Below are 26744 nucleotides of genomic sequence, written 5' to 3' on the forward strand. Positions count from 1 at the left end.
GGCAGTCCAATTTTGAACCGGACCAACCGAAGCATACGATAGCGAACTCCCGGGAAAGGGATGCTGGCGCAGCGCCCTAATACAAAGCGGGACACGCTGGAGCCGGGGCGCCGGCCTTTTGATGCCGGGCTCTGCCGCCCGACGAATGCGGGTAATTGCCGCCTCAACGCCGCCGCATCTCTTGAAATGTTCGTGTTTTCGTCACTTTCATTATATGTAATGTTATTAATGAGAGGTCATTATCACTCGCTTGATGGCATGGATGACCTTATCATGAATTGCAACGAACAGAGCGAGACTTCATGATCGCGCCAGCCGTCGCCGAGGATGCCGATATCGATCCGATGCTGCCGTCCGGGCTCGAATGCCTGGTCATTGTCGCTCGGCAGCACGGGCTGGATCTCACCTCGACGCAGCTCATCAAGGATAATCTTCTTACCGAAGGGGAAGTGTCTTCCAGCCAGTTGGTCCGCTGCGCCGAACAGGCCGGCATGCGATCGAAGCACGTCAAACTCGATTGGGACGGGCTTTCCCATCTGAAAAAGGCGCTTCCGGCCATTGTCGGTCTCCGCAATGGAAGCTTCATGGTGTTGTTGGGCGTCACTGGAGACGCCAACAATACGCGCATCGCGCTGAGGGATCCAAACGCCGCGGAAGACGCGCTGCTCGTGATCGACAGGCTTCGCTTCGAAGACATCTGGTCCGGGGACGTCATTCTCGCCAAGCGAAACTACGAAATCTCGGACGAATCGCAGCCGTTCAGTTTCGGTCTCGTGGTCGCATTGATGTTTCGCGAGCGTCGCATTGTTCGGGACGTCGCAATCGCTGCGCTGGTCCTCGGACTTCTGGGCCTCGCGCCTATCATGTTTTGGCGCCTGCTGTCGGACAAGGTGATCTTCTATCACGCGTACAATACCTTCTACGTGCTCTGCGTCGCGATGCTGGTCATCATCGCCTTCGAGGCGACGTTCGCGTTCCTCAGGCAAGTCCTTGTTCATCGCCTGACGACCAGGCTTGACGTCAAGTTGTCCACCTACGTTTTCGAAAAGGTCCTCAATCTTCCCATCGACTATTTCGAGCAGACCGCCGTCGGGCTCGTCGCGCGCGACATCCGCGAGGTGTTCCGCATTCGCTCGTTCCTGATGGGTCAGTTATTCGGAACGGTACTGGACTCAACGACGTTGATCTTTTTCCTGCCGATCATGTTTTTCTTCAGCCCGATGATGACTTTGATAGTCTTGGCGTTCTCGGCGTTGATCGTCGGGTGGCTTATTCTGATGCTGCCGACTTACCGCAAGGCGTCGAACGCCGTCCTGGTCGCGGAAGGCGATCAGGGTGCGTTTCTGGTTCAAACGCTTAACGGCATTCGGACGGTGAAATCGCTGGCGCTCGATTCGCGGCAGCGTCATTTCTGGGACGTGCTGGTGGCACGTGTCGCCAAGGCGCGGCTCGCGGAAGGGATGACTGGAAACGCGATCCAGGCGGTGGTGCGCCCGCTGGAGCGGCTGTCGGTGAGCGGTTCTTATGCGATCGGCGTTTATCTCGCGCTTATCAACGATGATCCGGTTTTCATCGGGGCATTGTTCGCTTTCCTGATGCTGTCGCAGCGGGTATCGGCCCCGTTGATGCAGATGGCGCAGTTGATCAATCAATATGACGAAGCGCGTAGTGCGGTCGCAACGGTCCGCAACCTCGTGAACCAGCCCCCCGAGGAGGGGCGTTCAGGGCATGGCGTTCGCTCCGCGATCGAGGGGAAAGTGGAGTTTTCCAACGTCACCTTCAGGTATAAAGGCGCTGTCTCGCCAACGCTGAACGGCGTTTCCTTTGAAGTCACCAGGGGAACCACGCTTGGCGTGATGGGCAAAAGCGGTTCCGGCAAGACCACGATCACACGACTCTTGCAACGATTGCATTCCGATTATGACGGGCTGATCAAGATCGACGGAATCGACGTTCGCGAATACGACGTCGATCATCTGCGCAGGAATGTCGGCATCGTGCTGCAGGAAAACTTTCTCTTTAGCGGGACGATTCGCGAAAACATCTGCGCAGCCGTGCCGGATGCCACCTTTGACGACGTCGTCAAGGCGGCGCGATTGGCGGGCGCGGAGGAATTCATCGACAAGTTGCCACGGGGTTATGAAACCCGTGTCTATGAGGGATCGCCCAACCTCTCCGGAGGGCAACGCCAGCGGCTTGCGATTGCGCGAGCGCTGATCGTCGATCCGCCGGTTCTCATCCTTGATGAGGCGACGAGCGCGCTCGACGCCGACAGCGAGGCCATCGTGAACAGCAATATCGCGCGGATAGCGAATGGCCGGACGCTGATCATCATCTCCCATCGGCTGTCGTCGCTAACAAAAGCGGATGCCATCCTTGTGCTCAACCGCGGGGTTGTCGACGATCTTGGGCGGCACGCGGAGCTGCTGGAACGGAACGACATCTACAGTTCGCTTTGGTACCAGCAGAACACGCATCTCGCGCCGACGGTCCGCAGTGACAGGCCTAAACTTCGGAGCCCGACCCTTGTCCCATAGCCAGGTTTCGCTGGCGACCGTTCGCCAATTTCAGTCGGAGACCGATGCAATCCGGGAAGCCGCCGAACCCCTGGTCGCGCGCGCCACCCTGTTCGTGCTTTCTGCATTCCTGGTTTCGATCATCGTGATCCTGTGTCTGACGCGGGTCGACCGTGTCATCACCAGCCTTAGCGGCAACATCGTGCCGCTCGGTCATGTCAATGTCTTGCAGGCGCTGGATCCCTCGATCATCAAGACGATCGACGTGCGCGAGGGCGAGCAGGTGGAACGGGGGCAGCTGCTCGCCACGCTCGACTCGACCTTCACATCCGCGGACTTGATGCAGGCGAAGTTGCAGATCGCGAGCCTTGAGGCCCAAGTGGCGCGCGATGAGGCCGAGCTGAAGCAGCAGCCGCTCGTTTTTGCCGACAAGTCGGATCCTGACTTCCAGAAATACGCAGGCTTGCAGAAGGCGCTCTACGGTCAGCGCGTGGCTCAATATAACGCCCAGCTCAACAGCTTCGAATCAAAGATCAGGGAGACCAAGGCGACGATTGAAAAACTGCGCGATGACGATGCTCGATATCGGCAGCGCGACGAGATCTTGGCGAAAATTGAAACTATGCGCACCACGCTCGCCGAACGCGGTACCGGATCGCAGCTCAACATGTACATCTCCCAAGACGCCCGGCTGGAATTATTACGGACGCTGGAAAATGCACACAACGGCCTGATTGTGGCGCAGAATTCACTGGGATCGATAACCGCCGATCGCGACGCATTCAAAGAGCAGTGGTTTGCGCAACTGAGCCAGGATCTGGTGACGACGCGTAACAAGCTCGATGAAGCAAGGGCGACCTATGAGAAGGCGCTCAAGCACCAGAATCTCGTGCGCTGGACGGCTGCCGAACCTTCGGTGGTGCTGACGATGGCAAGGCTGTCGGTCGGTTCCGTCCTCAAGCCGGGAGATCCCTTCATCACGCTCATGCCGATCGACATCAAGCTTGAAGCGGAAATCAGGATCGCTTCTCGCGATATTGGGTTCGTTCGGGCTGGCGATCCCTGCACCATGAAGGTCGATGCCTTCAATGCGGCGGAGCATGGCACGGCGAGCGGAAAGGTGCGTTGGATTAGCGAGGGCGCGTTCACCACGGACGATGACGGCAAGCCGCTCAACTATACTTATTACAAGGCACGGTGCTCGGTGGACACCTCCGATTTCAAGGACGTGCCGAGCAATTTTCGTCTGATTCCCGGCATGACCCTTCAGGGGGACGTCAATGTCGGAACCCGCTCGGTCGCGATGTATCTGCTCGGCGGAATGTTGAAGAGCTTCCACGAGGCCATGCGTGAACCATGATGCTGTCATCTAGATCGCTTTTACAGTGGTTGCGCCCGGCTTCTGCATCTTCTCGAGCTGGTGCTTTTGAGTGTGGAATGGCTGCGTATGAGCGTGGCCAATATCTTGAATCGATCAAGCACTGGAAGCTGGCGTCGGAGACAGGCGAGGCCGAGGCCGCCTACCGAATAGGAATGCTTTATGTAAAAGGCGAAGGGGTCGTCAGGAGCGTGCCCGATGCCGCAATCTGGTATGAGCGTGCAGCTCGGCTCGGCAACGTCGAAGCGCAGTTTCAGCTCGGTCTGATCTTTCTACAGGGAGAAAAGCCGCTGCTGGGCCCGCATCGCCACGAAACATGGCGCCAATCCTCGGCCGTACGTCTCGGCGACAAGGCGTCGAATATTCACCAGCTTGTGTTTCCGCATGGAACGAGTGTTGAGCGGAATATTGACGCTGCTTTCCATTGGATATCGGTCGCGGCGGAACGAGGTAAAGCCGAGGCGCAGACGGTCCTTGGCAATATGTATAGCGAGGGGCTCGGCTGCGAGAAGAATCTCCAGATAGCGTTCGCATGGTATGGAGTTGCTGCCGAGCAGAACTGCGCTGCGGCAGAATTCGCTCTCGGCGATATCTATTTCCAAGGCAAAGGGGTTCCCGTCGATTTCGAACAGGCGGCAGCCTGGTATCGCAACGCGGCCGGGCAGGATCATCTAAGGGCGCAGGTTGCGCTCGCGTTCATGAACCTGAAGGGCACGGGGATGCTGGAGAACCCTGCGGAAGCGGCCCGCCTATTCCAGGGCGCTGCCATGCACGACGATGTCATCGCGCTCTATAACATCGGCCTGTTGCGCTTGAAGGGCCATGGTGTTGCGAAGGATATCGACAGGGCCGAAACCGCGCTGCGCAAGGCGGCGCGCAAGGACTACTTTCCGGCGGTTCAGGCGTTGGCTGAATTCTATTCGCACGGCGCAGGTTTTGCGCCCGATCTGAGGGAGGCCGCGGTCTGGTATGAGAAGGCCGCCGAACGGGACGACGTGCAGGCGCAGTTCTTCATGGGCCGCTTCTATGCGACCGGAACCGGTGTCGGCCCGAATATCCGTCAGGCAGCAAGATGGTTTGAGCGCGCAGCCCGCAATGGTCACGCGACTGCCGCTTTCAACATCGCCATCTTCTACCTCAACGGCTCCGGCGTCGAACGCAACGTGGAAAGCGCGATTGAATGGTTTGAGCGCGCGTCCGAAGGCGGCATCCGCGCCGCGCAGTTGCAGCTTGGAAGACTTTACTCGGCAGGCAATGGGGTTCCGCGCGATCAGAAACGGGCGGAAGAGTGGCTCAGCAGGGCCGCTGTGGGTGGGGACCCGGACGCCAAGACAGCCTATGCGCTTTTCCTGCTCCATCAGGACGGTTCGACCGAGCAGCTTGAGCAGGCATGCGCGCTATTGATCGAGGCGGCTGAGGCAGATCACGCGCCGGCGGCATTCCAGCTCGGCGTATTGCATATGGGAAAGTTTGGAGGGGACGCAGACGTCGAAGCTGCTGTCACATGGTTCGCGCGTGCCGCCGGCGCGGGGCATGTCGATGCGCAATATGCCCTTGGGCTTCTTCATCTCGATCCAAACGGTATGAGCGATGCGAAGGCTGCGGCGTCCTGGATGACGAAGGCCGCGCATGCAGGCCATGCCGGCGCGCAGTTTCAACTCGCCGTACTGTATTGCACCGGCGCGGGCTTAGCCCAGGATGTTGCGCAGGGGGCGCAGTGGTACGAGGCCGCCGCGCGACAGGGACACAAGGTTGCGCAGTTCAACCTCGCGGTGATGCTTGGAAAAGGGCAAGGCTGCGAGGCCGATCCCGGGAAGGCAGTTGAATGGTTCGAAAGAGCAGCTCGGCAGGATATGGCGGAAGCGCAGTTTGCGCTCGGCGACGCGTTGATGGCGGGAAGCGGCGTTATGAAAGATCAGGACGCGGCGGTGCAGTGGTATCGCCGGGCAGCGAATCAAAACCATGAAGGTGCCCGGCGCCGTCTGGATGCGGCCGGCGTGACAACGGTCGATGGCTGAGCATCGCTCGCTATCGGGTTCGATCTTGAGAATTGAATGCGGGGTCACCTTCTTCACGCGAGATCTCGCCGGCGGAATACGAGTGGCTTGTCTTCAGGCCTCGCCCGCGTGTGATGCGGGATCATGAGTCTAACAGGTCAGGGCTGTCAGGAGACCCGGGTACGATGAACAAGATTGCGGAGCGCGATGTTAGGAATGCGAAGAATACGCGACCCGTCGCCAGTCCTATTTCACATGAGGAAAATCTTCAAAGCTCGTTCCTGGATCCAGATCTCAGCGATCTGGAGTCAGGCGCGCGCCTACGCGGGGCAATACTGGAGCATTCCGGCCGGGAAATTTCTGGCTGGATCGTCGATACGCGCTCGCCCACGGTATCTGTTTCTCTTTCTCTCTTTGTCGGCCCCCACGCGATCGAGGAGACGAGAACGGATCGCGCGGCTCCCGGCGGAATCGGCTCGGGAATGGCAATTGGCCGTCCCGGATTTCGTATCGATCTGGCGAACCCTGTCGCGCGTCGACGTCTGGCGCGCGCGCTCAGAAACACATGGGCGGACCCGGATCAGACACAGATCTATCTTCGCGTTCGTCTAGATGATGGAGAGTTTTTCGAGATTCCGCTCTTTGACGCCATCGCGCCCGATGAACTGGTCGTTGCGCTCGGATTTTCACCCTCCGATTATACCGACCTGCTGATTCCGAATAACAACAGACCTATCACACCTGATCCGGATCCTGCCGGCAAGCAGGTGCGTCATGTTTGTTTCTATCTCCCGCAGTTTCACTCGTTCGAGGAGAACGACAGATGGTGGGGACCCGGATTCACCGAATGGACCAATATCGCACGTATGCGCCCTCAGTTTCCTGCACATCAATCTCCCTGGCTGCCGGCAGATCTGGGCTTTTATGACGTGAGATTGACGGAGACCCGCCGGCAACAGGCCGAGTTGGCTCGCCGCTACGGCATCCATGGCTTCTGTTACTACGTTTACTGGTTCCAGGGTCGCAGGCTGCTCGAACGGCCATTGGAGCTTCTTCTGGAGGATGGAGAGCCAGACCTGCCGTTCTGCATTTGCTGGGCGAATGAGAACTGGTCGCGCCGCTGGGACGGTTCGGATGCCGAGCTCCTGCTCGGACAGAATCATGCGTTGGAAGATGACGTTCGCTTTATCGACGATATGGCGGAGCTCCTGCTCGATGAACGCTATATCACGGTAGATGGTCGCAAGATCATCTTGATCTATCGACCCTCGCTGTTGCCGGATAGGCAGAGCCTGTTTGAAACATGGCGCGCAAGAGCGAAGGAACTAGGTATCGGGGAAATTCTGATCTGTAATGCCATGACGTTCGGGGAGTTTGATCCACGCGATGTGAACTGCGATGCGGCAGTTGAGTTTCCTCCGCACACCGTCTCGACGACGGAGCAGCCGCTGGCCGAGTTGGGCGCGCCGGCGAACTTCACGGGAAAAGTCTACGACTATGTCGATGCCGTGCGCTCGTCTCTGGGTAAGACCTACGATTTTCCCTGCTTTCCGGCCGTCATGCCGCGCTGGGATAACACGCCCCGCAAAGGTTCACGCGGACACATCTTCAACAGATCGAGTCCGGAGGCGTTCGAGGTATGGCTGCGGGATGCTGCAGGGAGAGCAAGAAAGGGCCCGTTTGCGGAGCCGATTGTTTTCATCAACTCCTGGAATGAATGGGCCGAGGGAGCTCACCTGGAACCGGACTCGCGGTACGGTCGGGCGTTTCTGGAGGCAGTGAGAAGGGTGGCATCGTCCGAACCAATCTCGGCTCAGGTCCGTTCGAATCCGGATTTGCTGGATTGCCTAAGTCGGCAAGAGCTCGAGCAAGCGATGAAGGAAGCGAGTACCCACGTTCAATTGCTCGCTAATATTCATCGATCGGAGATGATCTATTCCGGCCTGCAACATATGCGAAGCGGGATTCCGGTTGAAGCCGAGGGCGCGTCGGAAAATCCGGCGGAATCGTTGTTGGTCATCGAAAACATTAATTCTCAAACGAACGAACGGGTGGTGGTGGACCCGCGATCGGTCGTGCTCGTGCGAGGATGGGTTTGCGCGGGCGGCTCCTTTGAGGCAAGCAAACACAGGATTGCCTTCCTCATCCTTCTCTCCACGGACTCCGAAATGCCGGAGCGAGACGGATATTGTCTGGTCGTGGACTGGCATGAGCGGTTTGACGTCAAGGAATATATGAGAACGAAGAGCAGTGATTGCTATTTTGGTTTCCAACTCTCCTTTCTCGTCCACGATCTTCCTGAGGGAGAGTACCAGATCGCGGTTCTGGAGGTAGGTGAGGGGAGTCGTGCGCTCATCAGATCGAATCATTCGATCATTGTTCGACGCTGAGCGGGGGAATCCGCATGTTGGCCAGCGTCGTCATCGCTTGCTACAGGCATGAAGCATATATCGAAGAATGCCTGGAGACTGTCTATCGACAGAACTTCCCCGACGTTGAGCTCATTATCGTCGACGATCACTCGCCCGATAGGAGCTTCGAAATCGCGCAACGGGTCCTCAAAAAAAGATCCTTTGCCAAGCGCTTCGCATCTTGCTCGCTCCTGAAGAATCCTCTCAACCTCGGAGCGCCCGGCACCTGGAATAGGGCGTTGTCTCTCGCGAAGGGAGACATGATCTTCTTCCTGAATTCGGATGATGCATTTTCGAAAGATCGTATTCGGATATTTGCGAGTCAATATGAAAGAGAAAAGCTGTTTTTCGGCTTTTCGGCCGTTGAGCCAATCGATGAACGCGGCAGGCCGATAACAACCCATCAATTTCCGACGAGCCTTCGATACGCCACTGATCGCGGCCGAATAACGGGTTCTCCGTTATCCTGGATCTTTCTGGATTCACAGGTCGCCGCTTCAAGCGGCAACTTCGTATTGAGCCGGGAATTGCTAAGGAAAATCGGGTTGCTGTCCGATCTGAAATACTGCCATGATTGGGAGTTCGCGCTACGTGCCGTAACAGTGGTCGAGCCCAAATATGTCGAATCGGATCGCTATATGTATCGGCTCCATTCAACGAATAGTTTTCGAAGCTTGAGCAACGTGGCCGAACGCGAAACAAGGGTCTGCATGTCGTCGTACTGCACAAACGCGATAGCTCAACGACCGATCAACAGAGCTTGTCTGAGCCCCATAAACTTCGGAGATGCCTTCTACAGTTTTATCAAGCTCCATCCGAACTTCAGCTATTGGTTGAAGCAACTGTATGCTCCTTACCATCCTGATCATCGCACCGTGGACTGGAACGAATGGACGATGCCGCTCAAGTGGCGGTGACCCAGATCGCGATGATTTCGGGCCGAATGAATCCAAATTAAACGGTTAGAGCGTTTTTCGAGCGAAGTGGATAACGGCTTCGCGTGAAGAAAACGCGTAAGATCAAAACCATAGAGCCAAGAATCCGAAGCGAAAAAGATTTCAATCCAGTTGAAATGGCCTAGCAGAGTTTAGGCTTGCGGCTCGGGACGGCTGTCTTCTTGAGAACTTGACGCAGCGCATCAAGACGGTCTGTCTGGCAAGGCAACGTCGGCATCAGCCAGCCGCCTTCATCGTTCTCGTTCCAGGCATAGATCAGCACGACGGGGGCCTGCTCGCCCGGTGGCCGAGCGGTGACCCAACCGAGCGCGCGTTCCAGATGATCGGCGAGTTCTTTCTTCGTCGGCGCTGTGAAGAAGTTCTCTATGCCTTCTCCTGGTTTCTGTTTTTTTTCCCATGGGACAGGATGTTCAATGCGAGGGCGTCGATCCCATCCCGTCATCACGGTCGGCACCACAGGCAGGTGACCATTACTGAGTTCGTTCCAGCCTCGCTCAGCAACCCGCGTAAGCTCGGCAAAAGATCCTCGGCCATTCCCAATCGTGAGCGCGTATGATCCGGTCGCATCCCCGCCGATATGTTTGGCTTCCCGCATCAAGAAATTCTGGTCTCCGGCCAGCACGATGTAGGGATTGGCCAACCCCGCCTCGGTTGCGCTACTTCTAAACTTTTCGATTTGCTCTTTCAGACCCGCGACTCCTTTCCAGTTTCGTTCTATCGAGGCCGGCGCGATGAAACCCAGAAAATATAAAGGTCGGTCACCCGAGACTCGCAGGTAATTCCTGTCCGCCATGAGACCGATATGCTCTTGAGGCAAGGTTGTCGGCTTGTTGCGTGACCCCCACCGGTCAAGTTCAGTAAATAGACAATATCTGAGGCTGTCACTCGCCGCGCTAGCTCTGAACTGATAAAGCGCCTTCGACATCGGATGGTTTGATCCGTAGGCAACGAAGGCCCAGTAGTCGAGGCCGGCGAAGACGGCTTGGCCTATCTCCTTGTCCATTTCCTCCGGCGTGATGGGAGGGAAAGAAAAAGGCTTCGCATCATGAGCGGAGCTTTTGGCGAAAAATGGCGCTCGCCAGCGATATTTCTCAGGCGATAGCGAGTTCTCGACTGCTTCAGTCGGCGCCGAGCCCGGCGAATACCAAGCATCCCAGCGGATTGCTCCCACCAAAGGTCGGGGTTTCATCGCCGTTGCGGCGAAACTCCCGCGCCGGAAGATCGGCGTGATAGGCGGAACCAAGCTTGCCGCCAGCGAAGCGACAATCGTGCGTCGGGTCAACATGCGCGAACGCCTTCCGTCTGTAGTCATTTTCGGCCGTCGAGTGTCAGGCTCGTTCATTCAACCATAACACTGCACAGTGGTATTCGTTAACTGATCTGTTGATTTTCCTCGAAAAGACCTTACAAAAATCTAGAATAGGCTTCACACGTGAATTGAACACTGCTCTGATATGTTAAGATCGTGCCGCGATCCGGCAAATCAAAGTCGGCTTCGCCGGAATTGGGAGTCGGTGTCAGGGTTTTTGAACAAGCCTGGAGCGCGACAGGGTGGGAATGGAAACTGCGACACTGACAAAATTCGGCCTGGACCTGGACGTCGATGCGCTCACGGCCAACGAGATCGAACCAAGATTGAAAGAGTTCTTTTCCGGCCGGATTGCCAATCCGAATCCGGAAGAACTGATGCAGTCGGTCAGGGAGCTGGAAGAGCAGTTTAGCGGGTACAGCGAGTATCAGTTCGCGAGAGCTGCGGTGCTGATGCAGGCGTGCGATTTTGCGCGAGCACGAGAGATTCTGACGCGTCTCGCGAGAGAACTGCCGTCCGATTCCCGTATCCTGCATCGACTTGCCGTAACCCATCTGAACATGGGTTCGGCCCAAGCGGCGCAGGATACCTATCTTGCCGCCTTGGCGGTCGCTCCCTCGAGCGAGAATCTCCGCCGGGAATTCGCTGGCCTTCTCCGAGTCATGGAGGCCAAAAAGCTGTATGCCGGCGTAAGCCGCAAGAAGCACAGACTGTCTGTTGTTTGTGCGATCAAGAACGAAGCGGACGATCTGCTTGAGTGGCTGCACCTCCACAAGCTGGTCGGCGTTGATCATTTCTATTTGTACGACAACGAAAGTACCGACGAAACGCGAGCGATAATTGAATCCTTTCCTTGGCCGGACATGATCACCTACCACCATGTGAAAGGTGAGTTCGGACAGATACGCGCCTTTCATCACGCAATCGACAGCTATCGGAATAGCTCCGAATGGTGCGCGTTTATCGACGCCGACGAGTTTCTTTATCCCGTCGAGGGTAACAGCATCAGGGATGTTCTGGACGATATTCCCTCGGCGCCGGCTGTCGCGGTTCAATGGCTGAATTTCGGTTCCAATGGTCATGAGGCAAAACCACAAGGCCTCTGCATCGAGTCGTTTACGCGACGGGCTCCTGATGATTTTCCGGATCATTATGTGATGAAGTCGATCGTGCGCCCCGATGCGATCGTGGCCTATCTTCACCCCCATCAGTCGCTGGTATTGGGATGTTACGTCCAGGAGGACGGCGCGCCCGTTTTCCCGATCGGCGGTCGGTGCTCGGTTCCGAAGCGCAAGAAGCTGGCCATCAATCATTACTATACGAAATCTCGACAGCAGCTTTTGAAGAAGCGGGAACGGGGGAGGCCTTTAGCGGAAGGTGACCCCGAGCGCATACGGGCGATGGAGTTCTTCACGCTCCGCGACCGTAATGACGTCGAGGATCTGACGATCCTGAAATTCCTGCCTGAGCTCAAGAAACTGGCTCATCGCTGAAAGTTACGATGCAGATGTAGCGCACGGTGCGCGCAGTATGCGAATCCAACCTCTTCGCCGGTTGCGGCGCGGACACCAGCGAAGCTGTTTAGCTATAGCGTTTTCGAACGAAGTGAATTTCTCTTCGCGTGAAGAAGCGCGTCAACGAAAAGCTATTGATTCCATCGGAGCCGGAATAGCTGTTAGGCCGGCTCGGCATGAAATGATTGGAGGAGGGCCTCTGCAATTCTCCTTTCCGGAAGAGGGCGGAAAAACGAGATATCGCCGGCAGTTGCAATCTCGCGCGCGATCTCCCTGACGCAATGATACTTTGGTCGTGAAGTGAAATCGTGAATGCCGATAATCGCATTCGGGCTACAGTGCAATACGATCTGCGCGAAGCACGCGACCCTGAAACGACCGTCGACGAAATAGAGATCCGCAGCCGCGCTATGCGGCATTTTCCAGATGGCCGAGTGATAGTCCGGCCAGCGAGATTTCGTGGACGCGTCAGTCGGAAATCCCCATTCGCCAGTCGGACCGATATCGACAAAAATCAGCTCTGGCTTTGTTTGACTCGAGGCGCATGCGGTCCTGACTTGATCGAGCCATTCCCGGGAAGAATCAACAGAAAGTATCGAACTCTGAACGTGCCTTGATGCGACGGCAGTGCTTCCGCCGGTTCCAAATTCCACGTAGATACGGCTGTTTCTGACGAACGACAGAAATAAAGCCGCCTCATCTGAAGACATCCTCGGCAACAACTGTTGCTTCGTGTCGGTTGCGGCCATGTGGGGGGGCAGCAAGGTGTCGCTCCCCGAAATGTTCGTCTTATTGGCGACCAATGCTTTCATACTTGAATCCTGCCGATCGTACTTCTTCCGGCCTGTAGATGTTTCGCAAATCCACGATAACAGGCGTGGCCATGTCGGTTTTGATCCGTTCGAGGTCCAGCGCGCGGAACTGTCGCCACTCGGTCACGATCACCAGTGCGTCGGCGCCGCGAGCGCAGGCGTAGGGGTCGTCGCAGTATTCGATATCGGAGAGCTCTTTCTTCGCCTGCTCCATGCCGACGGGATCGTGCGCTCTTACCTTGGCGCCGAAATCGAGTAGACCGGCAATCAGTGCGATCGACGGCGCTTCACGCATGTCATCGGTGTCGGGTTTGAAGGTCAGGCCCAGTACGGCGATCGTCTTTCCGCGAATATCATGGTCGAGCGCGCCGGCTACCTTTCGCGACATCGTACGCTTGCGGATCTCGTTCACGGTCAGGGTGGCCTCGACGACGCGAAGCTGCACGCCAAAATCGAGCGCGGTTTTCGATAACGCGCGGGTGTCCTTCGGAAAGCACGAGCCGCCATAGCCCGGTCCAGCATGAAGAAACTTGGCGCCGATGCGATTGTCGAGCCCGATGCCTCGCGCAACGTCCTGCACGTTGGCTCCGACACGTTCCGCAAGATCCGCGATCTCGTTGATGAAGGTGATCTTGGTCGCGAGAAAGGCGTTGGCGGCGTACTTGATCAATTCAGCGGTCCGTCGGCTGGTATAGAGGATGGGCGCCTGGTTGAGATAAAGCGGGCGGTAGATCCGGCCCATCACTTTCCTGGCGCGCTCGTCCTCGGTCCCGACCACGATGCGATCCGGATGCTGGAAGTCACGGATTGCCGCGCCCTCCCGCAGGAACTCTGGGTTCGCAACGACAGCGAAGTCGGCCGCCGGATTTGTCTCCTGAATGATCCGCTCCACCTCGTCGCCTGTTCCTACAGGCACCGTCGATTTCGTGACGATGAGTGTGAAACCCTCCAGAAGACCAGCTATTTCGCGAGCAGCGGCATGCACGTAGCTCAAGTCTGCATGCCCATCTCCGCGTCGTGACGGCGTTCCGACCGCGATAAATACGGCATCGGCGTTGCCTATATCGGAGAGATCGACCCCAAATCTCAGCCGGCCCGAATTGATGCCGGACTCGACGAGTTTGTCGAGATCGGGTTCAAAAATCGGAATCCTGTATTGGTTCAGTGCTGCGATCTTGTTGGAATCCTTGTCGACGCAGGTCACGTCATGACCGAAATCTGCGAAGCAGGCTGCCGATACCAGGCCCACATAGCCGGCGCCGATCATCACGATGCGCATGGTATTATGGACTCCGATTTCCGATCACAGAGCGAGTTTTTGAGCGAGCCATCGGCAGGCTACTGCCTGAGTCCCACGCGCTTTGCTGTGTAGCCTCGCTCCAGGATCGTCCGCCACCACGGTTGTTCGTCGACATACCAACGCACCGTCTTCTCAATCCCACTCTCAAAGGTCTCCTCCGCGAGCCAACCGAGTTCGCGCTCGAGCTTGGATGCGTCGATGGCGTAGCGCCGATCGTGGCCGGGGCGGTCGGCGACGAAAGTAATGAGGTCACGATGCCGTGCCGCACCCGGCAGGATTTCGTCGAGCAGATCGCAGATGCTCTCGACGACGTGCAGGTTAGTGCGCTCGTTACGTCCGCCGACATTGTAAGTTTCGCCGACAGCGCCGTGCTCGAGGGTCAGTGAGAGCGCCTTCGCGTGATCATTGACATAGAGCCAGTCTCGAATGTTCTTGCCGTCGCCATAAACAGGCAGCGGCTCGCCGGCGAGGCCCTTGATGATCATGTGCGGGATCAGCTTTTCAGGAAAGTGATAGGGGCCGTAATTATTCGAGCAATTGGTGACCAGCGTGGGCAGCTCATAGGTTTCGCGCCATGCGCGCACCAGATGGTCGGAGGATGCTTTGCTAGCCGAGTAGGGTGAGTTCGGCGCGTAGGCGGTGGCCTCCGTAAAAAAGCCATCGTCGCCAAGCGAGCCGAATACCTCGTCGGTTGAGACGTGCAGGAAGCGGAATTTCTTTTGTTTCTCGGGCGACAGCGAACGCCAATGACGCAATGTTTCCTGCAGAAGAGTGAATGTACCGACGATGTTGGTCTGGATGAACTCAGTTGGGCCGTCGATTGAGCGGTCTACATGACTCTCGGCGGCGAGGTTCATCACGGCGTCTGGTCGATATTTCTCGAAAAGATGACGCAGCCCGAGGCCGTCGCAGATGCATTGCTTCTCGAAGGCATAATTCAGGTTCTCGTTCGTATCAGGCAGTGAGTCGAGGTTCGCTGCGTAGGTGCATTTATCGATGTTGACCACGCGAGCGTGAGTATTGTGCAGGAGGTGGCGAACCACCGCCGAACCGATGAATCCCGCGCCGCCTGTGACAAAAATGGTCGAAGCCTTAAAGCGCATAACCGATCGCCTCCGCGAACTGGAATTAACACTGGTATGAAATGGCAACGGATCTCAGATATTCGCCGTAGCTGCTTTTCCCATTCTTCTCGGCAGCCTTCTCAAATGCCGGAAGCGAGATGTAGCCTTGCCGCAGCGCGATTTCCTCGGGGCAAGCGATGCGTAAGCCCTGACGCTGCTCCAGGATCTGGACAAAGTGGCTGGCCTCGACCAGCGAGGAATGCGTTCCGGTGTCGAGCCAGGCGAAGCCGCGCCCGAGAACCTCGACGTACAGATCGCCGCGCTCAAGATAGGCGTTGTTGACGTCCGTGATCTCGATCTCGCCGCGCGGAGATGGCTTGATTCCAGCTGCAATCTCCACGACGTCGTTGTCATAAAAATACAGCCCGGTCACGGCCACGTTGGATTTCGGCTGCTTCGGCTTCTCTTCGATCGAGCGCGCTCGTCCGGTGTCGTCGAGCTCAACGACCCCGTATTGTTCAGGGGTGTTCACGACATAGCCGAACACAGTGGCGCCCTTGTTGCGGGAGGACGCGGCCGATAGCAGTTGGGGCAACCCATGACCGTAGAAAATGTTGTCGCCCAATACGAGCGCGACGGAGTCGGAGCCTATAAAATCGCGGCCGACGATGAAGGCATCCGCCAGCCCGCGCGGGGTTTCCTGCGTCGCATAGGCAAAGCGCATGCCGATTTCGCTGCCGTCGCCGAGTAGCCGATGAAACAACGGCCCGTCCTGCGGTGTCGAAATGATCAGAATCTCGCGAATGCCGCCCAGCATCAGTGTGGACAGCGGATAGTAGATCATTGGCTTGTCAAAGACGGGCAGGAGCTGCTTGGAAACGACCGTCGTCACCGGGTAGAGGCGGGAACCCGTCCCCCCGGCAAGAATGATGCCTTTCATGGCCCCTCTCATTTAATCGCTGATAACATAACATATAGTGTTAAGCGTGCAAGTTTGTTATCAATGCGGAGGCATCATACGTTAACAAATATAAAGTGACGCGACATGAATGTTATTCGGACCGAAGTTCCCGACGCAGTGGTCATCGAGCCCAGGCTGTTCGGAGATCAGCGCGGCTTTTTTCTCGAGACGTATCAATTTCCCCGTTACTCCGAGCACGGAGTCACTTGCCCGTTCGTCCAGGACAATCTGTCCCGCTCTGCCCGGGGCGTGCTGCGCGGGTTGCACCTGCAAAATCCTTTTCCGCAAGGGAAGCTGGTGACGGTGCTCCGCGGCAAGGTTCTGGATGTCGCCGTCGACGTCCGCGTTGGCAGTCCGAATTTCGGCCGCCACGTGGCCGTTGAGCTGAGCGAAGACAACAGGCGGCAGCTCTGGGTTCCCCGCGGCTTCGCGCACGGCTTTGTCGTTCTCTCCGAGACCGCTGATTTCTTCTACAAATGCGACGATCTCTACAGTCCGAAGGACGAGGTCTCGATCCGCTGGAACGATCCAGCAATCGGCATCGATTGGGGCGTGGAAACGCCGTCCTTGTCAGCCAAGGATGCGGATGCGCCGCTGCTCGCGGAGATCAAGGACCTTCCTCGCTATGGGCAAGTCTGATGCGGATATTGTTGACGGGTACCAGCGGTCAAGTCGGCGGGGCGCTTCGGCCGTTGCTGGATAAGCGCGGTACGGTCATTGCGCCGTCGCGCAGTGCGTTCGACCTTTCGAAGCCCGAAATGCTTGCCGGAGCGCTCGACGGATTCAAGCCCGATCTCATTGTCAATCCCGCAGCCTATACCGCGGTGGATCGCGCAGAGGACGAGCGTGAACTCGCTTTCCTCATCAACGCCAAAGCGCCCGCGGCGATCGCGGAATGGTCGGCAAGGCATCGTGTGCCGTTGATCCATTTCTCGACCGACTATGTTTTCGACGGCTCGGGCAACAAGCCGTGGCGCGAGGACAGTCCCGTCGGCCCGCTCTCGGTCTATGGCGGAAGTAAGCTCGCCGGCGATCTCGCCATCCAGGCGGCTGGTGGGCCGCATCTGATTGCACGCACCTCCTGGGTCTACGCCGCGATCGGCGCCAATTTTCTGCGGACCATCGCGCGGCTGGCTGGTGAACGCGAGGAATTGCGCATTGTCGCCGATCAGACCGGCGCCCCGACCACGGCAAGCACCATCGCTAATGCCATTTCCAACATCGTGTTCTCGAATGCATCGAACTTGAGCGCGTTGTTCGCGCGCCACAGCAGTGTGGTCAATCTCTCCTGTGCTGGCGAAACGAGTTGGCACGGCTTTGCCACCGCCATCGTCGACGGATTGAAGTCTCGCGGTGTGAAGCTCCTGGTGGAAAGGATTACCCCGATAGCCACGGCCGATTTTCCGACCAAGGCCAAGCGACCTGGTAATTCCAGGCTCGACCTGTCGCAATTGCGAGATCGTTTCGCGTTGACTCCGCCAACTTGGCAGGAAGCGCTATCGGCGGAACTCGACAGCCTTGTTACCCGTCAAGGCGAGCAGGCGGTCTTGGCAATGAGAGCATGATCCCGGCCTCAGCGCCCCGCCAAAAAGGCAAACCTGGTTTCGGATAAGATCATGCTCGAAAGGATTACTCCTGGAGCATATTTCGATTTCTTGAACCAGCTTCCGGTGTTGCGTCAGAATCCCAACGGCAGATCGTGCGCGACCGGCGGACGATTGTATCGGGGTGTCCGTCGTCCCGGCGGCCATGCCAAGCCGCTATAGGGGACACCGTCGCGTGACAATTGCGGATTGTAAGCCGGGTCGTCGTTCAGCCGTTCACCCCAGCGCGCACGAAGCAGATTGAGTTCATGTTCGAACCGGCCTCGCCGGTCGGCGCGATGATCGCTACCCCGGCTAGCGGACTCGGCGTGAATCAGTTTGGCGTACGGTGTCAAGACGATGCGCTTGCCGGCCTCGCGCAGCCGCAGGCAATAGTCGACATCGTTGAGCGCCACCGCGAAGCGGCCCTGGTCCATTCCGCCGACGGCGAGATAGTCGTTTCGTCGGGTTGCAAGGCAAGCCGCGGTCACCGCGCTGCATTCGTGCGCCACAAGAAGCTGATCGAGAAAGCCCGGGTCATCGCTGAACCGGTCCGTAAAGGCGTGCGCGACCGAAAAGTTCATGCCCAACACCACGCCACCGTGCTGGACGACGTCACCGGGCCAGGTCAGCAGCGCGCCGACCGCGCCGACGTCCGGCTCGCCCAGACGCGAGAGCATCTCCTCGAGCCAGTCATCGGAACTCGCTTCGATGTCGTTGTTGAGCAGGCACAAGATGTCGCTGTCGAGTGTTGCGGCGGCCTGATTGTTGAGCCTTGCGAAATTGAATGGTCCCTCGATCCGCAATGTTCGAATGCCGCGTCGCGGGAGATCGGAAAGAAAGTCTAGAGTCTGCGGATGTGCGCTGTCGTTGTCGACAACAAGGATATCGGCGCGGCAGCGCTCAACGGCAGGCGCGATGGTCTCAAGGCAACGTTGCAGGAGAGAAACGCGGTCGCGCGTCGGGATGATCACCGTCACGCGTTGTTTGGAGAGCGGTCGCTTGATTCGAACCGCTGGGAAAAAGTTTCCGGTCTGCTGGGTCACGTGCGCATGGATTCCACGCGCCCGCAGGTGCGACTGGCTTGCCGCGGACAGCAGCGCACCAGCTGTCGCTCGGTCGAGCTTTGGCATGGTCGCCAATGCTCCTGGCAAGTGAAGGATATCTGTTTGCAGAGGACCGATTTGATCCAGCAGGCTGTTGAAAAGGCGGTAGAGGTTATTCGGCCGCGCCGCCTCGATGGCCGCAAATAATGCGTTACGCCGGAGTGCGAACAGGTGGGCGCAATAGCCTTGTTCCAGTAACCTTTCGTAATCGAACGCTGGAAAAGCAAGCGGCCAGAGGCGGCCGTCGTCAGTGAGAAAGTCGAGGTCACCGTACAAAGCTAATGCATCAGGATGGGAGTCGAACGCAGCCGCGATGCGTGCAAGAGCGGTTCGTTCCAGCGACACGCCCGCCATGGTCACGACGATGTAGTCCGCATCGGGCGCGGCGTCCTCGAGAAACTCCAGCATGGCGTCGCTGTCGATCGACAGCGGCTGGCCGTCGATAGCGCCAGCGGTCCAATTCTCGTGGCTTTGCGCTTCGAGGCTGGCGAGCGTCTGCTGGGTGCCGGAGCTTCCAGCGATCACGACGGCCAGCCGAAGCGGGCTTGGCTGAGGCTCCGGTAACGGAAAGCGCTCGCGCCAGTCGGCATAGTCGTGCAACGGCAGCGAGGCTGGAATAAGCCGGTCGTAAAGTTTGCCGCGCAGCCGCTCGGCGGCATAACCGCCGATGACATCAATCATTCCGGCTAGGCCGTCGGGAAACGCCACGAAGGTGGCGGTTGCCGGAATTTGTTCGCCATCCTCTTTCCGCAGCAGGATTCGATGGACTCTTCCGTCGGCGAGACGTTGCGGGACGTGGAAATCGAATGCACGAACGTTGCGGGACGCACCTCCTTCGGCATCGCCACCGATGTGCGTCCAGGCCGTGGCGCGGACCTGTGCGACGGATTCCCCGTCGACGATTGCTTCCAGAGTGACGACGAACTCGCTATCGATCCACCCTTGGAAGTGCAGGCCGCCCAGCCAGCGCAGCTTGCAGGTCGGGCGAAGGTCGGCTCGAAACGTCGTGTCATTCTCAAGGTCTATGGGGTGGCCGACGGGAGTTCCGAGATTGGCGAGTCGCGCCGAAAGATGACGCGCGGCATGGAGCAGATCGATGTCAATGCTCACAGCGAAGCCGCAAGTGTTACTTCGGTCTAGCTCAGAGCATTTCGGCGCGAACGCGTCGGCGTAAGCAGTCTTCAGCACCAGGCCGTCGAGTAGGATATCGATCGTGAAGCGGTGTTCCGGCGCATCCGGATCGAACGCGAAACCGGACACGGTGCCGTCGTCGCCGAGCAAGAGCCGGCTGATCAGCTTTGGCTTGGCGATTTGTGCCTTGCGAGCCCGGATGACGCGCGTCATGTTTAGGACAGTCCGGCCCACGCGATAACGGCATCGATAAATTCCTCCTCGCCTGCGTCTGCCGGGATGGCAAGATCGCCCTTTCGCGGTTCGATCGATCCGGCTGACCAGTCGCGGTATGCGACGGGTATCGACGCTCGTCTTGCAGTTTCGATCAGAGGATGACCGAATGCCGGTTCGTCGAAATCCGTTAACAGCCAGCCAGGGTTATGCGGCGCCAGCACATCGCCGATCTCACCAGCTGCGATCCTGCCGGTAACGAAGACATTCGTGCAGGACATCAGACGGTCATCGTCACAGGTCACGCCGGCAACAACGATCGACCGTCGCAAGTCATCGACCAAACGTCGTATCAAGCGGAAGGATGCGGGGGAGGGCTCGGATGGCACGATGGCAAGCGATCGACTCGCGCCATGGATCGGCTCAGGGGTCAGCGGGTGGGTCGGCCAATCCTGGAGGACGATTTCGCGCTCGGGCCAGCGAGCCTTCGCAAACGCCTGGGCAATTTTGCCGGGAACGAAAAGCTGAGTCTCGTCGGGAAGCGAAGTGATTGCTTCGCTCAAGGTCCCTGCCGTAAGCCACGGATGGATGGGAAGACCAAGTTTCCGTATCAGATCAATCAGCTGAGGTAACGGGGTCGGCTCGAAAATCTCGACGCGCTCGGGGTGCAGCCGTGTGATGATGGCAGCCGCCTCGGTGGCGCCTGTCTCAGTGCCGATATTCAACTGAATGGCTTGTGGGCTGCTCCCATTTGCGGCTCTGACATGAATGAAATCCCGTTCGCGGGACAGGAAAATCGCACGCTCGCCACGCTTACCGAGATGGCGTGCCCGCTCCTCGGCAACGGCAAATCTCCGTCGATTGCCGAGAATCAGAACGGAAGGCTGGCAGGGCCATGTTAACGCCCGGTCGAGCTTCGCACGCGCCGGTCGCAACGGATCTGCGATCTCGAATGCGCGACATTCCCGCCGATAGTCAGGAAATCGCTGGTCAAGCACCTCCAGATTGCGAAGCACCAAACGTCGCTTTTCGTGCTGGAAGGATTTCGAGCCGTGATGCCCGACATAGACTGACGGCGCGCAGACGTTACGAAAACCCTTGCCGCGCGCGCGTAAGCAGAGATCGACGTCCTCAAGATAGCCTCGTTCGAAGTTTTCCGATAGCGCGCCAATGCCCTTGAGACAGTCGCGCGTGACATAGAGACAGAAGCCAATGCCGCTCGGCACGTCGGTGACATCACCGGCATTGGCGATGCTCGCGATCCGGTCGATCTCAAGAATTCCTTCATAGCCTTGCATCGGATTGACATTGTTCGGTATTGGAAACGAAAAAATGTCACCGTTGTTCGACAAGGGAGTGACTGTTCCAATATCCGGTGCGGAACGCGCTACGTCCGCCAGTCTCTCAACGAAGTCCGGCGGCACAATGGTGTCCGAATTGAGCAGAACGACGTCGCCCGCCAGTACATTCTCCAGCGCGCGATTGATCGCGCCGACGAAGCCGAGATTGCTCTCGTTCACGAGGAGATCGATCGTCCCTCGGGCGGCAAGCTCGCTGAGATAGCGCCGCAACTCCGGTTCAGGGCTGGCATCGTCGATTGCCAGGATACGAAAGGAAAGTTTCCCAGTCGTATTCGATGCGCGTGCCTTGATGAGGCTGTCAAAACAGTCCAGCGTCGCCGCTACGTCCCGGTAAACCGGAACGATAACGGTGGGTGGCGAGGTGTCGGATTGTGGCGCGGTTGGGCGGCACGCTTGGCTTGGCAGGTCAGGTGGTGAAGACAGGTTGGGAGCCAGCCGTCGAACCCGGAAGATCTCGCCGTCGCATGTCAGCGTCAGAGTCTGAGGCGCTCGCGACGTTGGACGCCGAACCAGGAACGCTGCTGCCTGAACGTCCACGCTGGCCAAGGGGTGAAACGGGTCGGGCTCGAGCTGGCTGATCAGTGCGCCGTTTTCGACCCCCACGCTCACTTCTATGGCGTTCGCTGTGGTCCACGCGATCCAGCCGGTCACGTGGTTGTCAAATGCCGAATAGGCGGCCCAATGCCGATACCCCGCTTGTCGGAGTTCCTCAATGGCAAGGCGCAGGACGGCCGGATTGCTGTCGCGGCCGATCAGATCGGCGGCTGCGGTGCGCCGTCGATCGTCGGTGGCCCAGGCAAACATTCTGCGGTTGGCGGCAAGATCGGATGGATCGACGAGGAGCGCTTCGGCGAGATCAGCCATGGCCGCTTCCTTGCGTTCGAGTCTCCAGTTCGCCTCCGCGCGGAGAACGAAGCAATGTGCAGCCGATGATGGATCGACCCGGCAACGTCTGTCCGCGTACTTGAATGCAGCAAAATAGTCCTTAGCCGTTAACGCTTGCGCGGCCATGCGTTCGAGCATGACATACGAGGAATATGCAGCACGGCCCTGATTGTCAGTGACGGGGCCGAGAACCATCTGCCGGTGTCCTGACAAGTTGGCGCTTGGCCGGAGCTTCAAATTCGCAGCCGGCCTCCAGCGCGCAATCCGAAAAGCGATGATCGGCTTCTATCTGGCGGCGCCCGCCTGACGCTGCTGGCTGCGGAAGACTCGCACCCGTGCTGAACCGGCAGACTTGCGTGGTGCAGACGTTGCAACCACCTCCGCAGGCGCGCTACGCTCGATTCCGATGCGAATGCCGACCAGGGGTTCGCGGCTGGTCGGACCCGATAAAACCACGCGCTTGCCAACTGCGCGGAGAGTGGGCGCATTTAAAAAGCCTGCCTCCGCCACAAACTTCAGTTCATCGGTGCCGCTCATCTCGAGAACCACGCCGGTAAGGGGCAGGGCCCGGCCGCGCGTGCCTGCATAGGTGCCGAGCGGCACCATCTTGCCACTGCCAGTCTGACCGTTGGCGAGCTGGACCGCATAACGAATATCGACGCTCGCAGGTTTGTCCGGCCATTCCAGCGCCACGCCTTCCACGCGCGACGGCGCGGCCGGACCAGCGATCCACGCATTCGGACCGACGACAATGTCGCCGCGGCCTGCAACGTGGCCGAGCACCTTCAGACCGTCCGTTGCAACATGCAGCCCCACGCCGTTGCCTGGACTTGCCGCGTCGGGAATCCGTCCGGCCTGGATCTGTTCGACGCGCACGATGGCAGATCGCGATCCTCCTGGTCTCGTCGGCCGGACCTGAACCTGCAAAGTCGCGGGTGTGTTAATCCGCACGACCAGTCCAGAATTGGGACTGTATAAAGTCGGCTCGGTCGCGTCTGGATGCAGAATGATCTCCATGCGGCGCTCATGCCCCTCGGCCGGCGCGACGATTACGCGAGGTGGCGAGACGGAGTCTTCGGCGCTTTTGTAATTGATAAAGAAAAGCCCGCGGTCGAGACTCAGATTTTTCTGTTGCTCAGTCTCGTTTGTCATGCCCCGAAACAAATCCACGAGCCATCTCCCTCAATCGTGCCAATTCGTCATGCACCACCGGCTGTCTCAGAAAACCCGCTGTCGTGAAATCACGGGAAGACGATCAAACCGCGACGCAACCACTATAGACATCATTTCCGTTCTCAAGTTATCGGTCCCGCGATTGCCGTCTCTCTGAGAAAACGAAGCGGCCGGGATACATCAATTTCTCTCCGAGATACCGACGCGAATCATGTTCCTAGTGGCAGTCGTGGTGAGCACATGGTTCCAGTAAATGATCAGGCCAACAAGGTCGTCGATTTCGTAGGCGAAAGAGATCGTCGCATGTCCTCAGCCTCCACACTCAGCGATGCGGCCATCTTGCGCAACCTGTCGTTTTCGTCTTTCAGCAGGATGATGGAGTCTGCGATGCTGTCGACGGAATCCGGAATATCCTCAACGCTGCTCAAATCCGGGTGCGGAATTTGCGGAAGATAATCGGAAACATGTTGTTTAAACTTGAGCCTCATCGCGAATGTCCCGCGCTAGCCATATTTATGGGTGATACGGCGACTTCGTTATCCGTGTCCATCCGGTCTCGACTATTCGACGACTTTTAGGGCAGGAAGATGTCAGACGGAAGTGAAAGCTCAATGAACAAGCCTCGAGTTATTTGGAACTTGTCAACGTACAAACATTTAGACGAGATTGTCTCGAAGGCATCGACGATGAGAAGGCAACGACGATGGAAGGTCTTTCTAAATAGCGACACGCATGCTTTAGCGCGATCCTGACCAGAGGTATCACGCCGATGAAAATTTTATTCGTGCATAATAATTTCCCGGCGCAGTACCGCAATCTCGCGGCGGCGTTAGCGGGTGCGCCAGGGTTTGAACTCGCCGCAATTGGTGCATCGAATGCGCAGCCGATGCCTTCGGTCAAGTTGATTAAATATGCTCTGCCTGACGCTGACGTTTCGGGCACGCATCCGTTTGCCAGACGTTTCGATCTTGAATGTCGTCGCGCCGAGCAGGTGCTTTACAGCCTTTCGACACTGGCGACATCGGGATTTACGCCGGATGTCATCCTTGCCCATCCCGGATGGGGCGAAACGCTGCCGTTGCGCACCATGTTTCCCAAGGCGCGGCAAGTGGTCTATTGCGAGTTCTTCTACGGCGCCGAAGGTCGCGACATCGGCTTCGATCCGGAATTCCCAATCTCGGGCCTAGATGGCCATATCGGGTTGCAACTCAAGAACGCGACGACCCTACTTGCATTAGCTGATTGCGATGTCGGAATTTCGCCGACAAATTGGCAGCAGTCGACTTTTCCAAGGCATTATCAAAGCAAGATCGAAGTTATTCACGAGGGGATCGATACATCGCGTGTGCGACCTGATCCCCAGGCGCGTCTGGTGCTTCCAAACGGCCGTCAAGTCGGCCGCTCGGATGAAATCGTGACATTTGTCGTGCGTAACCTGGAGCCGCTGAGGGGCTACCATATCTTCATGCGCGCGCTTCCGGAAATATTGAGGCGACGGCCCAATGCGCAGATTGTCATTATCGGCAGGGACGGATTGTCGTATGGCCTTCCTCCGCCGGCGGGCAGCAATTGGAAGTCGATTTTTCTGCAGGAAGTGCGCGATCGGATCGACATGTCGCGCGTTCATTTTATGGGCGGTGTTCCGTACAGCACTTTTATCGCAGCACTTCAGGTGTCATCGGCGCATGTCTATCTGACGTATCCCTTCGTGCTGTCGTGGTCTGCGCTGGAAGCGATGAGCGCCGGCTGTCTGGTGATAGGGTCGGACACGCCGCCTGTGCGTGAAGTCATCAGTTCCGGATACAACGGTCTGCTGGTTCCTTTTTTTGCGGTCGATGAAGTGGCTGCGCGGGTCGTTGAAGCGCTTCAGGAACCCGATCGGTTTTACGCCATCAGAGAGGCAGCCCGGCAATTTGTCGTCGAGCATTTCGACGCGGAGCGGGTATGCCTGCCGCAAATGCGTCAGCTTCTCGACCTCAAGGGATCCCCATCATCGGCTGCTGCCCGACGAAACGTCTGGAGAGGGCGTTCTGCGTCGGAATGGCCTAAAGCCGCCCGACGCTCCCGCAAATCTATATCGCCGCCCAAGGTGGAATGGTCAGACGAAGGTTGTTCCGGCCGGACTGGCTGAGACCATGAATGAAAATAATTTTGATGGATTTGCAAGAAGAGGCGTTCTGAAAAGAATCGTTTTGGCGAACGCGCTTTCTTTATTTGTTCTAAAATCCTCGACGAGAGAATCTCTCCGATCACATATCCGATTTATTTTCAGGCATGTCTGAAATGTGAGTGAAGTCATCGATCGTAAAAGCCGCGCCTGAAAAGTCATCGTCGCTGAAATAAGCGCTGCGTGAAATCAGGACAGGAATTCCCGCGGCCGATGCCGAAGCGAGACCATTGCCGGAATCTTCGATAGCAAGGCATTGGGATCCCGGCAGATCCAGTTGGGAAAGAACCTTGAGATAGACATCCGGTGCAGGCTTCTTGTTCCGCACCTCGTCCCCGGCTGCAATAGCCACAAACCACTGTGCCCAGTCCTTGCCCAGCGAGACTGTCAGCAACGCATCGATATTGTCGCGCGAGGTCGTGGTCGCAATCGCCAGAGGCTGCGCGCGCTTTCGTGCCGCGGCTAACAGGGTCTGAATGCCCGGCCGAAGCGAACAGCCGCCATTGGTTACCAATTCGGCGTATAGCCTGGTTTTGGCTTGATGTAATTCCGCGATCTCGCGATCCGACAGCTGTGGAGAAGTCCCATTTCGCGACGCGTCGAATGCGCGGATACGTTCCTTTCCACCTGTCACTCGAAGCAATTCCTTGTAGAGGGTGCGGTCCCAGCACCAATCAAGGCCAGCTTCGGCGAATGCGGTATTGAAGGCCTTGCGATGAGCCTCCTCCGTTTCGGCGAGCGTTCCGTCGACATCGAAGATCAAGGCGTGTGCCTGAACGATCAAGGCTCTTACGTCATCCAGCGGAATATTATTGGCAGACGCTTCGCTCATTCCATTTCACCGGGAGGCAGATCGCAGAAAGTCATGCGATCGACATGTCATCTCCGCAACTGTCGCCGCAGACTC

Annotated in this window: 20 protein-coding genes; 10 read left to right on the forward strand and 10 right to left on the reverse strand. The window is 57.8% G+C overall.

Going from position 1 to position 26744, the window contains the following annotated elements:
• Positions 1-60 precede the first annotated feature (60 nt).
• The 6 genes from ACZ5IL_RS03550 (at position 61) to ACZ5IL_RS03575 (ending at position 9219) form a co-directional block, all read left to right on the forward strand.
• Positions 61-306 carry a hypothetical protein gene (locus ACZ5IL_RS03550; protein ID WP_464595200.1) on the forward strand — a complete coding sequence of 82 codons (246 nt, stop codon included), beginning with the start codon at positions 61-63 and terminating at the stop codon, positions 304-306.
• Entirely contained in the window at positions 303-2537 is a 2235-nt protein-coding gene (locus ACZ5IL_RS03555) for a peptidase domain-containing ABC transporter (RefSeq protein ID WP_464595201.1), read from the forward strand. The genes ACZ5IL_RS03550 and ACZ5IL_RS03555 overlap by 4 nt, the downstream gene beginning before the upstream one ends.
• The gene (locus ACZ5IL_RS03560; protein WP_464595202.1) at positions 2527-3876 is read left to right on the forward strand and encodes an HlyD family type I secretion periplasmic adaptor subunit; all 1350 of its coding nucleotides are present in this window, start codon (positions 2527-2529) and stop codon (positions 3874-3876) included. The genes ACZ5IL_RS03555 and ACZ5IL_RS03560 overlap by 11 nt, the downstream gene beginning before the upstream one ends.
• Positions 3876-5912 carry a tetratricopeptide repeat protein gene (locus tag ACZ5IL_RS03565; protein WP_464596800.1) on the forward strand — a complete coding sequence of 679 codons (2037 nt, stop codon included), beginning with the start codon at positions 3876-3878 and terminating at the stop codon, positions 5910-5912. The genes ACZ5IL_RS03560 and ACZ5IL_RS03565 overlap by 1 nt, the downstream gene beginning before the upstream one ends.
• A 164-nt stretch (positions 5913-6076) precedes the next feature.
• The gene (locus tag ACZ5IL_RS03570; protein WP_464595203.1) at positions 6077-8281 is read left to right on the forward strand and encodes a glycoside hydrolase family 99-like domain-containing protein; all 2205 of its coding nucleotides are present in this window, start codon (positions 6077-6079) and stop codon (positions 8279-8281) included.
• Positions 8282-8295: 14 nt separating this feature from the next.
• Positions 8296-9219: a glycosyltransferase family 2 protein gene (locus ACZ5IL_RS03575; RefSeq protein ID WP_464595204.1), complete on the forward strand. Its 924-nt coding sequence runs from the start codon at positions 8296-8298 to the stop codon at positions 9217-9219.
• Between the two features lie 160 nt (positions 9220-9379).
• Here ACZ5IL_RS03575 and ACZ5IL_RS03580 read toward each other — a convergent pair whose 3' ends face one another.
• Entirely contained in the window at positions 9380-10183 is an 804-nt protein-coding gene (locus ACZ5IL_RS03580) for a glycoside hydrolase family 71/99 protein (RefSeq protein WP_464595205.1), read from the reverse strand.
• A gap of 632 nt (positions 10184-10815) precedes the next feature.
• On the opposite strand from ACZ5IL_RS03580, the gene ACZ5IL_RS03585 reads away from it, so the two are divergent.
• A complete protein-coding gene (locus ACZ5IL_RS03585) occupies positions 10816-12060 on the forward strand; it encodes a glycosyltransferase family 92 protein (RefSeq protein WP_464595206.1) in 1245 nt (414 codons plus the stop codon).
• A 182-nt stretch (positions 12061-12242) separates the two neighbouring features.
• Here ACZ5IL_RS03585 and ACZ5IL_RS03590 read toward each other — a convergent pair whose 3' ends face one another.
• Genes ACZ5IL_RS03590 through rfbA form a run of 4 tightly spaced genes read right to left on the reverse strand, consistent with a single transcriptional unit; the run spans position 12243 to position 16197 of the window.
• Entirely contained in the window at positions 12243-12893 is a 651-nt protein-coding gene (locus tag ACZ5IL_RS03590; RefSeq protein ID WP_464595207.1) for a hypothetical protein, read from the reverse strand.
• Positions 12871-14172, reverse strand: a complete 1302-nt coding sequence (locus ACZ5IL_RS03595; protein WP_464595209.1) for a UDP-glucose dehydrogenase family protein — start codon at positions 14170-14172, stop codon at positions 12871-12873. Before ACZ5IL_RS03595 ends, ACZ5IL_RS03590 begins: the two co-directional genes overlap by 23 nt.
• A gap of 59 nt (positions 14173-14231) precedes the next feature.
• The gene (gene rfbB, locus ACZ5IL_RS03600) at positions 14232-15296 is read right to left on the reverse strand and encodes a dTDP-glucose 4,6-dehydratase (protein WP_464595210.1); all 1065 of its coding nucleotides are present in this window, start codon (positions 15294-15296) and stop codon (positions 14232-14234) included.
• Between the two features lie 25 nt (positions 15297-15321).
• Complete coding sequence (gene rfbA, locus ACZ5IL_RS03605; protein WP_464595212.1) at positions 15322-16197, reverse strand: glucose-1-phosphate thymidylyltransferase RfbA; 876 nt, start codon at positions 16195-16197, stop codon at positions 15322-15324.
• Positions 16198-16302: 105 nt separating this feature from the next.
• On the opposite strand from rfbA, the gene rfbC reads away from it, so the two are divergent.
• Complete coding sequence (rfbC, locus tag ACZ5IL_RS03610) at positions 16303-16857, forward strand: dTDP-4-dehydrorhamnose 3,5-epimerase (RefSeq protein ID WP_464595213.1); 555 nt, start codon at positions 16303-16305, stop codon at positions 16855-16857.
• Positions 16857-17783, forward strand: coding sequence for a dTDP-4-dehydrorhamnose reductase (rfbD, locus tag ACZ5IL_RS03615; protein ID WP_464595214.1), 927 nt, complete (start codon positions 16857-16859; stop codon positions 17781-17783). Before rfbC ends, rfbD begins: the two co-directional genes overlap by 1 nt.
• 113 nt (positions 17784-17896) lie before the next feature.
• Here rfbD and ACZ5IL_RS03620 read toward each other — a convergent pair whose 3' ends face one another.
• The 4 genes from ACZ5IL_RS03620 to ACZ5IL_RS03635 all read right to left on the reverse strand — a co-directional run bounded on the left by ACZ5IL_RS03620 (position 17897) and on the right by ACZ5IL_RS03635 (position 24158).
• A complete protein-coding gene (locus ACZ5IL_RS03620) occupies positions 17897-20251 on the reverse strand; it encodes a glycosyltransferase family 2 protein (protein ID WP_464595216.1) in 2355 nt (784 codons plus the stop codon).
• A 2-nt stretch (positions 20252-20253) separates the two neighbouring features.
• On the reverse strand, positions 20254-22692 hold the full coding sequence (locus ACZ5IL_RS03625; RefSeq protein ID WP_464595217.1) for a glycosyltransferase family 2 protein: 2439 nt from the start codon (positions 22690-22692) through the stop codon (positions 20254-20256).
• A gap of 90 nt (positions 22693-22782) precedes the next feature.
• Positions 22783-23649 (reverse strand): hypothetical protein, encoded by an 867-nt coding sequence (locus tag ACZ5IL_RS03630; RefSeq protein ID WP_464595218.1) that lies wholly within the window; start codon positions 23647-23649, stop codon positions 22783-22785.
• Positions 23650-23927: 278 nt separating this feature from the next.
• On the reverse strand, positions 23928-24158 hold the full coding sequence (locus tag ACZ5IL_RS03635; protein ID WP_464595219.1) for a hypothetical protein: 231 nt from the start codon (positions 24156-24158) through the stop codon (positions 23928-23930).
• Positions 24159-24439: 281 nt separating this feature from the next.
• On the opposite strand from ACZ5IL_RS03635, the gene ACZ5IL_RS03640 reads away from it, so the two are divergent.
• Positions 24440-25801, forward strand: a complete 1362-nt coding sequence (locus ACZ5IL_RS03640) for a glycosyltransferase (RefSeq protein WP_464595220.1) — start codon at positions 24440-24442, stop codon at positions 25799-25801.
• A gap of 118 nt (positions 25802-25919) precedes the next feature.
• Here ACZ5IL_RS03640 and ACZ5IL_RS03645 read toward each other — a convergent pair whose 3' ends face one another.
• A complete protein-coding gene (locus ACZ5IL_RS03645; RefSeq protein ID WP_464595222.1) occupies positions 25920-26669 on the reverse strand; it encodes an HAD-IA family hydrolase in 750 nt (249 codons plus the stop codon).
• Positions 26670-26744: the final 75 nt, after the last annotated feature.

The organism is Nitrobacter sp. CN101, from assembly GCF_055390255.1.